Source organism: Clostridium sp. C2-6-12, from assembly GCF_009928485.1.
GTDB lineage: Bacteria > Bacillota > Clostridia > Clostridiales > Clostridiaceae > Clostridium.
In genome coordinates, this window is record NZ_JAABNP010000024.1 from 46,635 (window position 1) to 58,971 (window position 12,337).

Below are 12,337 nucleotides of genomic sequence, written 5' to 3' on the forward strand. Positions count from 1 at the left end.
TTTAGATTTACTAATAGAGTAATAAAAGTATTGTGTTCTATTGCAGGAGTTAATATACAAAAATATAAATATATATTATATAAATGGTATCTAGTCGATAGGTAACTGCTTATAAGACGGATCGTAAGAAAGAATAGTTATATAATTTTAGCAGCTAATAGCTGTATAATTATTGACTGATAGTAAAAGTTAATATATCATTTTAGATGGAAATGTATTCCTAAAAAAAGAATATTGGTGTAATAGAAAAGAATTATATGAGTTAGGAGAGATAAATTATGAAGTGCCCCAAATGCGGAAAAGAAAACTGTATAGTAATGTCTGAAACAGATTCACAAGGTTACGATTTTATTAATGGATGTTGTTGTTATATTTTATTAGGCCCTTTAGGATTATTATGTGGTGCTTGTGGAATGGGAAATTCTACAACAACCTATTGGGTTTGTAATGATTGCGGAAATAAATTTCAATTAAGTAACAAGCAAATTGAAAAGAATGCAGAAGAGATTGGTATTCAGCAAGAAATTGAAAGCTATGCATTAAATTTAACATTTGGAAATGACATGAATTTAGAAAATTTAGAATTAGACGAGCAAATAGTAAAAAGCTTTATCAATAATTGGAATAATGTTTATGGAGAATTTACTGAAACATTGCAAAAAAGAATTATAGACAAGTTGTCCAATGATCAGAGTAAAGACTCATTAAGAATAAAAAAGATAATTTATGATTCTATAGGAGAAAATAAAAATTTCATAGAAAATAAAGAAACTATTTTATTTATATTTGATAATAGTGAAAATTTAGATGGGAAATCAGGATTTATAATAACATCAAAAAATATATATTCTAAGGATAGGTTTTTTCAGAGAAAGACTAGAAGAATCACATCTGATATTATAATAGAAAAAAACTTGTATAATAATTTAATGATTGATGGTATTACAATTAGATTGAATTCAATATTAAACACTGAATTAGAAATATTAATGAGATTAATTAAAGATAGCTTAAAAATTGAAAATGCTAATGGAAATAAATTTGACTTAAAAATAGGAGTACAGGGTTCTAATGGAACAATAAAAAGTCATGTTCTCAAATATAAAGAAGATATATATTATTGTGAAAAAGAAGGTAGAAATAAGCCAACAATATATAAGACTAATGATAAAAATAGCCCAATAAAAATTTATGAAGGGTCTGGGAATATTAGTAATTTAAATGTTATAGAAAGTGAATTGTATTTTATTGAAGAAAAAATGCTACAAGGGGCAGATGTTTTATTGGTAAATCTGTTAAACAATAAAAAAGTAATTATTAAAAATAAAATTGAAAAATCAGCAAAACTAGTTAATGGAAAACTATATTATAGTAAAAAAAGCAATGAAATAATTTGCATGGATTTAAAAACAAAAAATGAAACTATATTAACCAAGGATTTAAAGTCGGGATTTAGTATTTGGAATGGGTATATATATTATATAAATAGAAATGATGCGTGTTTATATAAAATTAGACTTGATGGATCAGAAGAAGGTAAAATTTATTCTGGGAATATAGGTAATGTTGATGATTTAGTAGTAGATAATGAGATTGTATATTATAAAAAAAATGATAGCTTATATAAAATAGATAATGATAATACAAAAGAGATATTAAAATGTCAAAAGCTTGAACAAGCAGTTGTTTGTAATGATAACATTATTTTCATTGCTAAAAAACCAGAGTATATAGTTAATAATAATGAAGTTAATTTTCTAAATAGCGAAGAAACTGCATTATACATATTCAATATTAAAGCAGGAAAGATTAAAATTTTGACATATGAAGAATGCAATAATATTTATATATTAAATAATAAAATATGTTTTAAAGCACAAAATACTCAGGATTTAGTTTGGAATTCAACCTATGGAGTGAACTGTATGATAGATCCTAATACAGGAATAAAATTATATTTTAAGGATGGAGAATTTGATTCAATATGAACAAGAAGCAGATACTATGGTTAAAATTAATGAATATAGGACATATTTGTGGATGCCATCAGTTACCTAATAGAAGCTTTTTTTATAAAGGATATCAATTTCCAATTTGTGCACGATGTATAGGAGTTATGATTGGATACTTTATATCATTCATATATAGGCAAAATAGTATAACAGTTAATTTGATTCTCATGTTAACTATGCTAATTGATTGGAGTTTACAATTTGCAAAAATAAAAAGTTCAACCAATTTAAAGCGCTTAATTACAGGAACTATGGGTGGATATGGACTTATGAATATTTACATAATAATCATAAGCGGAATATATTTATTACTTGGAAAATATAGCATTTATGTATTTATTGGAACCTTTGCAGTTTTATTTATTACATATTACTTATTACAAAAAATTAGAGTTTAAATAATTTAAAGAAGGAAGATTAAAAATAGAGGGGAGATTGATAGTTATGGAATTTGTTAAAAAAAATAGAAAGAAAATATTAATAGGTATAATAATTATTGCTTTTTTAACGTTAGTAGGTGCAGTACAAGTTATAAGAGTTGTTGGTGGAAATATATTAAAAGCAGTAAATGGTGAAACAGAAGTAGAATCAAATGGGGATATTACTTCATTAAGTTCAAGTGATGCTAAAAAGATTGTAGACAATGCTGAAAAGGAACTTAAGGCTAAAGAAGAAGCAGACAAGAAACTTCAAGATAGTGAAAAGAAAATATTTGAGGCTAAAGTAAATGCAGCAAAAGCTAATGAAAGTAAATTAGTTCAATTACCATCTTCTGATATAGTACCTAATACAAATTTTGATAGACATGGAACTTTAGGAGTTGCTAAAATCGATGATAATTATTATGTTGGATATTATTGTGGATTAGAACAAGTATGGGATGCTACTATAAAAGCAAATAATAGAGCTCTTGTAATGAAAATTTTAAAAGATAGAGGAGAGATGAACAATGAAGAATATCAACAAGCCGCAGCTGAATTAAAAGGTTATTCTCCATATATAAAAAAGATTCAAGATATGGATATGAAAACAGCAGATCCTAAAGAACTTCAAAAAATAGTTTATGAATATGCATTAGATACTATACGTATGAATATGAGATATGCTGATAGTAATATAGTTGGTCAATTAACGAATGGTGTATTTGCTAAAAATGATGCATATTTAACAGATGCTATATATCTTGGTAAAAGAACAACTACAGGAAAAGAGTCTGAAGAATATTTATATAAATTAGATGATAATAAATATCCAGCATTAAATAAGAATATGTCATAAAAAATATAAACAGTGTATAACTCCATTTATGGATCAACGTATTAATTAACTATATATACTAACACCATTACCGAAATACACCAATGCACATTATAAAGCATTGGATATAAATCCAAGAGAGAGTGGAGAGATTATAGATGATACTTATTATTCAAAGATAGCAGAGTTCAATCTAAGAACGGCTAAAGATTTATTTACTATACCATTAATGATGATAATAAATTAGGTAATGATAAATAGCTATTATTGAATTAAAATATTTTAGAATAAAAATTATGAGGTGTGTTATGCACCTCATTCAGATTGTAGACAAAAAGCATTTTCTTCTCGCTAAGAAAATGCTTTTTGTTGATTTTATGACATTGTTTATTTAAAATTTTTCTTATTAGAATGTAAAAAGTGCTATCGACGCGATAGCCACCGATCCTTTTCCATAAGTGATTTGCCATCTTTTTTAAATTCATGCATGCAAAAGTAAGCGTAACCTCAATTTTGATTTTGGCTAAGCCTCTTAGGTGTGTATATCTCATACTATGCTTTTCCTTAGCATCAGCAAAAACTCTTTCTGTTGTTTCTTTTCTGCATTTATAAACAGAGTTTACATACCTATCATGTCTAAGATGATTTGCTTCTTCAAGATAATCTTCCCAAACATGCCTGGTTACAAGCTTTTGATAATTCTTGCTGTTTGTACACTTATTTATGTGTGGACATTTTTTGCATTCACATGGATTAGATTTATATTCTCTATAGCCATCCCTATTGGTTGTACTGTATTTCAATATTTTGTCATTTGGACAAATATAAATATCATTATACTAATCATAAACATACTCATACTTTTTGAAAAAACCATCCTTCGTCATCGGTCTTTTATATGGAAGTGTAGGTAAAATATTATCATCAAATAGTGTTTTGCATATGTACGGTGTTATATATCCCGCATCCATAGCTATTGCTAGGATGTTATTAATGCAATACTTTTCTTTCAAACTTTTGTATAAATCAATAAATCCAACACTATCATGTACATTTCCGGATGTAACATGAAAATCTAATATATAGTTATTGTTATCACAGGCAGTATGAGCTAAGTATGCAAAACATTTTTCTTTCTCATTCTTATAAAACATACCACTATCTTTATCAGTAGTACTTTCCACAACTACCTTCGTGTCGGTTGATTTTTCAGTTTTTTTTAAAGGTTTTTTATCATGTTTTTCTCTATCTTCATCTATTTCTTTTTCTAATTGATCTTGATACTTTTTAGCTTCTGTTTCAATTTCCTTTTTAGTATATTTTCGTTTATTAGCACTAGCTTTTATATGAGTTGAATCTATGTATATTTCCGATAGATTTATAAATCCATGTTCATCAGCTTTCTCTAATATTTTAATGAAAATTATATTAAATAAATCAGTATCTTTAAATCTTCTTTCATAGTTTTTATTGAAAGTTGAAAAATGAGGTATTTTCTCATTAAACGAGTATCCAATAAACCATCTATATGCTATGTTTACTTCAATTTCTCTTATCGTTTGCCTCATTGATGGAATACCAAACAAATATTGAATCATAATAATTTTTATTAGTACTACTGGATCAATGCTTGGCGCGCCGAACGCACAATGTCGTCAACTTAGCAAAACAGTAATGAATAATTTACTCAAATTTCGAATCGCGTATGCTATATACCTTAAAAAATGGTATAATTAATAAACCTACTGGTAAAAGTAGATTTTTGGAAATATTTAGTTTTTATAACTTATATGCAAGATTTCCTTTGAGAATGATGCTTTTTCCTTGGGTGTTTGTTTTTTTGCTCATAATTACGGTTGGGACGTATTTGTGAGCGTATTTTTTTAGCTCTTTCTAATATATTTTCTAATATTCTTTTTCCTGAAATAGGCTTTACCATCATACCTATAATCTTTTGTAAAACTTCACTTAATATAAAATTTCTATTTGCTTGATATTCTGATTTTAAGTGTTTATTATCATTATCATTTGCTATCGCAGCATCGGCATCTTTCTTAATAAGTGATGCAACCATAGATATATAAATAGAAGCATAAAAATCTTGTTCAATTGCAATTGGCTTAGTTCCTGAAAATTCTTCTATTTCAATACTACTCTTAAGTTCTTTATATTTACATTCAACTCCCCATCTAAGAAAATATAATTCTTTAAATTGATGATGCGTAATAATTTTATCAAAGATATTGGTTACTAATATTTCGGTGGTATCATCAGAAAGTTTTATTTTTATAACTCTTAATTTTTTCAATTCTCCTTTTGACTTATATTCAAAAGCACAATCTTCAGAAGAAATAGCTTGTATCATTTTAAATGAAGATGAAACTCTCATTAAGAAAAATAGTCCTTTTTCGTTTAAATAATCAAACATGTCATAAGACGGATATCCCCTATCAAAAATTACAATACTATTATTTATAAAATTTTTATTATTAAGTTCATTTATATGTTGTTTGGCCATTTCTCTTTCATTGGTTCTAAATTTTGTTATAGATGCATCAATTATTAGATCATTTAGTACATCATATAAGGCTGACGCCGACGCAATAGCGGTTTGTATTTTATTTTGATTTTTACTTAATCCAAAATATTCTCCACATTCAATTGTATCAGGAACTTGTAATGATGTTCCATCAACAGCAAGAACATTAAATCCATTCCACTTTTTTAAAGTGTTTTTTGAGCCATAAAAAGAATCAACAAAGAATCTACACAATTCTTTAAATGCTTCAGGAGAAATATTTTGTCTTGCTTTATAAAATGCTTGTTTTGATATATCAGGAAAATCTAAATATGCATATTCTTCAATAAAATTACTTATTTCTGTAGCCATAGACTTTCGTAATGCGGAGCAAATAAAATGTACTGCATTAGAAAAAGATAATTTTCTTTTTCTTGAAAATGAATTACCTAAGCTATATGCTTCTTTAAACTCATTGGAAATAATTAATTTATTTGTTTTCTTTAAAATATGGGATAATAATTTAATATTTTTCATAAAATCAAACCTCGCTATAAATTTAATATCTATAGCGAGGCTTCATTTTTTCTAATTATTGTCAAGTGTTTTTTTATTGATTTTATTTATATTTCCTTAAGTTGACGACATTGGCCGAACGCAGAGTACAACTCTGCAACTTCATCATATATAAAGTTAAAATCTATCGCTTTATCAATTTTCCTAACCAAATGATTTTTAGGAACTAATGCATCTACACTATTAAATTCTATTTGAAATCTATTATCTACATCTTTTCTTGTCATCATTTTTATCACCCAATATAATTTTAATTGAAAAATTAAAAGCTGTCGACTTTGTCGACAGCCTGTATGAGATGTGTTATGCACCTCATTTATTTTTTCGTCAGGAATATATATTTATTAATATAAAAAGATAAAATATAATATATGTAGAATAATCATATACTTGGAGGTGTTTTGTGGCTAGAATTGTTAAAAAAGATAGAAAAATTAATTATACTAAAAAGGAGTTTCTAAGAGAATATAATATATCAGAAAATAATTTTAAAGATAACATAGATAAAGTATTAAAATCATTTGACATTGAAAAAGCTAAATTAAAACGAGATGATAGTGAAGATGATGAGAAAACAGTATATGAAATAAGATATGAAATAGCAGGATTATTATCAGTTATGTTTAAAAATTATAAGAGAAATCCATTCTATGATAATAGGAGCAACACTAAGAAGAAAAGTTTTGAAGATATCATAGAATATAATAATAATATAATAAATGATGTTGAAAAGATGCCTAACTATATAAAATATTTAATAAAAAAGCAATCTTGTTATAGAATGAATTTTGAACTAACTAAGTTGATGAGCATGATATTAAAAAAATTATCAGTACTATTTTATTTAATATTAACAGTAGAGAAGAGAAATATTGGAGAAACACTTGGAGGATTTGTTCAAGATATAGATATACTTATATCAAAATATTCTAGAGAGAAGTTAATTCAAGAATGGAAGAATGAGAATTTATTTCCTGAGGATAAAAAAAATCATTACAGTTATAGAATAAATGATTCCATAAAATTTTGTTTTGAAAAAGTTTTAGATGAAAGTAAAATTACTAAAGGTGTAATAGATAAAATATCAACTCAAGGAAACAAATTGCATGCTTCAGAAGAAGAAACAAATAAATTGCGTGAGTTTTATTTGGATGAATTAAATAAAATTTATTTGGATAAAGATAAATGGAATGAAATAGAGGAGGAATATAAAACTGTAACGAATAACCTTGAAGAGATTGAAAATTTTGAATTAAATTATATAAAAGAGATTAGAAAGAGTGGTCAAAAAGGAAAGGTAACTTTAAAAGAAAAATTATTAAATAAATTTCTTAGATATATGAGATTAGATAATTTTACTTATGGAGATTATTATAATGGAATAGATTTGTCTATATTTGCATTTAAGCTTAAAGAAGAAGTTCAAAATTATGATAAAAATATTATATGTAAAGATTGCTGTTTTCTTAAAAATAAAATAGATGATGATATAGAACGCTTTAAAAGGTGGGAGAAATGTAAAAGGGAAACTACTAAATGTGGGAAGTTGAAAAAATTAGCGGATACATTGGAGGTTTTAGAAAAAGAAATAATTGAATTAGATGAAAAATCATATGATAATATAAGAAATGAATTTAATCAAAAAGAAAACGAAGTTGCAAAAGTAATAAAAGATAGCTTAAGTTTATCTTTAGGACAAATAATAGTAGAATCTATGGAACATAAAAAAATATAGAAAATACTTATCATGGAATAAACTTTTAAATTCCATGATAAGTATTTTTTATTTGTAGAAGAAATAAAATCTATCTTCTACATTTAAACATAAATTCTTTAAAGAATTTATAATAGATTATAGAACAACGTTGTAAATTAATTGTTTAAGGATATCCTTTAATTTAAAAGGAGAATATATTTATGAATAATTTTGATGAAAAACAAAATAATTTTGCAGTTCAACTAAAAAGAGGAGATGAGGTGGTCTTTAATTCTAATCTTAAACAACAAGAGAAAGAAGATATTGGAAGCATAACTCAAGGCAAAGTATGCAGTGAATTAACTGACTATTACTTGAATTTAGGAATATTTAAAGTGATTAATGATAGTTTATATATGTATAATCACAGCTTAGGGTATTTAATAAAATTAAAAGAAGGAAGAGAAGCAGTTAAGCTAATAAACCTTATTAAAGACAAAAGAAGGAAAAATAGAATTGCTTCAAAGACCATTGAAGAGGTCATAAAGAGACTTAAAAACATTGAAGAGATTAATTTAGAATATGAAGAGGTTAATGCAAATCCACAATATATTAATTGTAAGAATGGCGTTGTGGATATATTATCAGGTGAGTTAATGACACATGATATAAAACATAAATTTACTTATTGTATAAATGCTGAATATATAAGTTCTAAAGAAATAAGATGGAATGAAACTGAAAAATTTTTTAATACATCTCTTGAAGCTAATCAGACAAAAGTTCAATTACTGATGGAAGTTATTGGATATCTCATAAGTGATTATAATAATGCTAAAAAAGCTTTTATATTCTTGGGAAAGCCTCACAGTGGAAAATCTCTGTTAACTAAAATAATTAGTAAATTAGTGGGATGCGAAAATATTAGTAATATTCCGTTTCACAAGTTAGGAGATCGTTTTTCTAATGCAGAATTAAGCATAAATAAGCTTAATATAAATGCAGAACTAGATTCAACACCTATTAGAAAAATTAGCAATTTTAAAGCCATAGTAGGAAATGATTACTTATCTGCAGAATTTAAAGGAAAACCATTATTTTCATTTAAGTCGAAGACTAAGTTGCTTTTTTGTGGAAACTATATGCCTGAAATAAAGGATATAGAATCAACTGAAGCATTTTTAGACAGACTTGTATTCTTAATGTTTAATAGAAGTACTCCTAAAGAAGAAATGGATTATTGTCTCGAAGAAAAATTGATGAAAGAGATAGACCTAATATTTACAGTTGCAATTTGGAGACTTAAAACGTTAGTATTAAATAATTTTCAATTTACAATGCCAAAAGATTCAAAGGAATTTTTAAATGAATATTCAAATAGACAAAATCATATTCAAGAATTTATAAGCGAAGCTTGTATTTTAGAAAGCAATGCTAAAATTCATACTAAAGATTTATATAATATATACTTGAAGTTTTGTAATGAAAATTGTATTAGTCCATATAATCTTATTAAATTTAATGAGTATATAGCTACTATAGATGGAGTAGATAGAAGTAGGTTTAGGATTAACGGAAAAAACTTAAGAGGATTTATGGGCGTTTCTATAAAGAATTTTATGGTGGATGGAACGGAACAATAATTAAAAAAGTGGGATGTATTCAGTAGTTTAGCTAAGATGTATGTTCCAGTTAGAAAGTGAAGGTGTTTTAAAATGAATATGCAACAGTGGTTTAGAAAATGGATTGACACATATTGTAAGGATAGATTAAGAACGTCTACAGTAAACATATACCAAGGATATTTCAAAAATTATATTAATCCTAAACTTGGACAATTAGAAGTTAGTGAAATATCTATATTAGAATTACAATGCTTTTACAATGAAATAGTAGAAGAACAAAAGATTTCAATCAAGACAATAAATAACCTGCATTCAGTTATTCGGAGATTACTAAAAGAAGCCGTTAAGTCAGGTTTAATAAATTTTAATCCATCTGACTATATAGAATTGCCTAGAGCAGAAAAATCAGAAGTTCAAATATTAGAAGAGTATGAAATAATTAAATTAAAAGAGGTAATAAAAGATGAAAATCTAGGTATAAGTATACTTTTGGCCTTATTTGCAGGTTTGAGATTAGGAGAAATATTGGGATTAAAATGGAGCAAAGTAGATTTTAGTAAAGGGGTATTAGAAGTCACACATTCTGTTAGCAGACAGGTTGTTAATAGTAGCAATTCAGCAAAAAGAACTCAATTGGTATTACACGAACCTAAAACAGAAAATAGTAAAAGAATTGTTCCATTAAAAGATGAATTGTTTTATGAATTAATGAAACTTAAACAACAAAAGAAACGAAGATATTCTAAAGAATGCATTGAAGATGATTTTGTATTATCTAATGCACATATAAAGCCAATAGATCCAAGAACCATTCAAGAATTTTTTAAAAGAGTTCAGATAAAGGCAGAAATAGGGATATATAAGTTTCATGCACTAAGGCATACATTTGCATCAAGAGCTATAAGAGCAGGAGCATCGGATAAAGTTGTAAGTCAAATATTAGGTCATGCTAATTCATCAACGACATCAAATATTTATGTGCATGTAGCAGGGGATATGATAAAAGATTTTTTTGATAAAATGTAAAAAAATGAAAATGTAATTATATATTATATATTTGAAATAGCTTAGCAAGAAAAACTATTAAAGAAGAGAGGATTGACTATGAAGTTTAGTAATGATAGTAAAACAATGTCGGTAAAAGAATTTTGTTCGGAATATAAAGTTGGAATTAATAAAGGTTATGAAATTATAAATAGAAAAGATTTTCCCATGTTACGATTAGGAAGAAAAATTTTAATAATACGTTCTAAAGTAGATGAATGGATGGAAAATCAAATAGGTAGAACGTTTTAGATCAAAGGATATGGCAGCCTATAAATAAGGCTGCTACAAAATATAATTTAGGAGGAGTTAATAATGGCAACTAAAAAGTCAAATGGAGAAGGATCAATAAACAGATATAAGAATGGATGGAGGGGAACTATAACTATTGGAAGAAGTGTTGATGGAAAATTAATAAGAAAACAAGTTTATGGTAAAACAAAACATGAAACTATAGAAAAAATGAATGAATTTAGAGATAAGAATAAAAGAGGACTAATTCCTAAAAATGATAAAATTACATTAAATGAATGGTTCAAAACTTGGCTATTTGACTTTAAAGCAAATGAAATAAAAGCTTCTACGATTCAACGGTATGATGTGATCTATAGAAATTATATAGAAAATAGTGAACTAGCAGGAATAAAATTAAAAGATTTAAATGCTATTACGATACAGAATTATTACAATAATTTAATTAAAATGGGAAAAACGCCAACAGCAATAAAAATTTTAAATAAAGCGTTAAAGTCATGTTTAAAATATGCTAAGAAAATAAATTATATAGTGGAAAATTGTTGTGATAATGTAATTTTACCAAAGATACCATATGGAGGTGAGGATAAGGTTCAAGTATTTACTCTTGAAGAACAGAAGCAGTTTATGGAAATAATAAAGAATCATAAACATAGACTTGAATTTATATTAACACTTGGAACTGGATTAAGAATAGGAGAATTGGTTGCTTTAAAATGGGATAACGTTGATTTTGAAAGTGGCAATTTAAAAGTTAATAAGTCCATATGGAGAGGTTATACAATAATAGAGGGTAAAAGAAAATTTGTTAGTCAGGAAACAACGCCTAAAACACCAACTAGTATAAGAGAAGTGGCGATTCCTAATAAAATATTAGAAGAATTAAAAATTCATAAAGAAAAACAGGATGAAATCAAGGAAAAATATAAAGAAGTATATAATGATAAAGGTTATATATTTGCTAATATAATAGGTGAGCATATGTTATCAGATACTTTAAGCAGGTCATTTGTAAAAGTGTTAAAAGATAATGGAATTAAGCATTTAAAGTTTCATGCACTTAGACATACTTATGCCACAAGATTATTCGAAAAAAGTGTTCAACTAAAAACAGTACAAAAACTTTTAGGTCATAGTTCAATAGAAATAACAGCTGATATTTATACTCACGTTATGGATAGTGAAAAAATATCAGCTGTACAAAAACTTAATGATTTATTTGAAGAATAACTTCATTAATATATAGGTAAAATTAACACAATTTCCGCGGGTTGTGTTACTATTGTGTTATTTTAAACATTCGTAGCTAAGAATCAAATCTTAAAACCAATTAAATAAGCCATTTCTAGTCTAA

The 12,337-nt window shown here is 26.2% G+C and carries 10 protein-coding genes and 2 pseudogenes; 9 read left to right on the top strand and 3 right to left on the bottom strand.

Features of this window, described 5'->3' with window-relative positions; translation table 11 throughout:
• Nucleotides 1-278: 278 nt before the first annotated feature.
• The 4 genes from GXK56_RS18380 to GXK56_RS28595 all read left to right on the top strand — a co-directional run bounded on the left by GXK56_RS18380 (nucleotide 279) and on the right by GXK56_RS28595 (nucleotide 3,516).
• Nucleotides 279-1,988 (top strand): DUF5050 domain-containing protein, encoded by a 1,710-nt coding sequence (locus GXK56_RS18380; protein WP_160690096.1) that lies wholly within the window; start codon nucleotides 279-281, stop codon nucleotides 1,986-1,988.
• Complete coding sequence (locus tag GXK56_RS18385; RefSeq protein ID WP_160690098.1) at nucleotides 1,985-2,410, top strand: DUF2085 domain-containing protein; 426 nt, start codon at nucleotides 1,985-1,987, stop codon at nucleotides 2,408-2,410. Before GXK56_RS18380 ends, GXK56_RS18385 begins: the two co-directional genes overlap by 4 nt.
• A gap of 46 nt (nucleotides 2,411-2,456) precedes the next feature.
• On the top strand, nucleotides 2,457-3,290 hold the full coding sequence (locus GXK56_RS18390; protein ID WP_160690100.1) for a hypothetical protein: 834 nt from the start codon (nucleotides 2,457-2,459) through the stop codon (nucleotides 3,288-3,290).
• 100 nt (nucleotides 3,291-3,390) lie between these two features.
• Entirely contained in the window at nucleotides 3,391-3,516 is a 126-nt protein-coding gene (locus GXK56_RS28595) for a hypothetical protein (RefSeq protein ID WP_279283139.1), read from the top strand.
• A gap of 199 nt (nucleotides 3,517-3,715) precedes the next feature.
• Here GXK56_RS28595 and GXK56_RS28270 read toward each other — a convergent pair.
• The 3 genes and pseudogenes from GXK56_RS28270 to GXK56_RS18410 form a co-directional block, all read right to left on the bottom strand.
• Nucleotides 3,716-4,909 (bottom strand): annotated as a pseudogene (locus GXK56_RS28270) (IS1182 family transposase); the annotation flags it as partial.
• A 146-nt stretch (nucleotides 4,910-5,055) separates the two neighbouring features.
• Nucleotides 5,056-6,324 carry an IS4 family transposase gene (locus GXK56_RS18405; RefSeq protein ID WP_160690106.1) on the bottom strand — a complete coding sequence of 423 codons (1,269 nt, stop codon included), beginning with the start codon at nucleotides 6,322-6,324 and terminating at the stop codon, nucleotides 5,056-5,058.
• Between the two features lie 125 nt (nucleotides 6,325-6,449).
• Nucleotides 6,450-6,593, bottom strand: a pseudogene (locus tag GXK56_RS18410) (IS5/IS1182 family transposase); the annotation flags it as partial.
• Between the two features lie 173 nt (nucleotides 6,594-6,766).
• Here GXK56_RS18410 and GXK56_RS18415 point away from each other — a divergent pair.
• From GXK56_RS18415 to GXK56_RS18435, 5 genes are all read left to right on the top strand, one after another.
• Nucleotides 6,767-8,098, top strand: a complete 1,332-nt coding sequence (locus GXK56_RS18415; RefSeq protein WP_160690110.1) for a hypothetical protein — start codon at nucleotides 6,767-6,769, stop codon at nucleotides 8,096-8,098.
• Nucleotides 8,099-8,280: 182 nt separating this feature from the next.
• The gene (locus tag GXK56_RS18420) at nucleotides 8,281-9,702 is read left to right on the top strand and encodes a phage/plasmid primase, P4 family (protein ID WP_160690112.1); all 1,422 of its coding nucleotides are present in this window, start codon (nucleotides 8,281-8,283) and stop codon (nucleotides 9,700-9,702) included.
• A 72-nt stretch (nucleotides 9,703-9,774) separates the two neighbouring features.
• On the top strand, nucleotides 9,775-10,710 hold the full coding sequence (locus tag GXK56_RS18425; RefSeq protein ID WP_160690114.1) for a site-specific integrase: 936 nt from the start codon (nucleotides 9,775-9,777) through the stop codon (nucleotides 10,708-10,710).
• Nucleotides 10,711-10,788: 78 nt separating this feature from the next.
• On the top strand, nucleotides 10,789-10,980 hold the full coding sequence (locus tag GXK56_RS18430; RefSeq protein ID WP_160690116.1) for a helix-turn-helix domain-containing protein: 192 nt from the start codon (nucleotides 10,789-10,791) through the stop codon (nucleotides 10,978-10,980).
• A gap of 63 nt (nucleotides 10,981-11,043) precedes the next feature.
• Nucleotides 11,044-12,213 (top strand): tyrosine-type recombinase/integrase, encoded by a 1,170-nt coding sequence (locus tag GXK56_RS18435; RefSeq protein ID WP_160690118.1) that lies wholly within the window; start codon nucleotides 11,044-11,046, stop codon nucleotides 12,211-12,213.
• The last annotated feature ends 124 nt before the right edge of the window (nucleotides 12,214-12,337 follow it).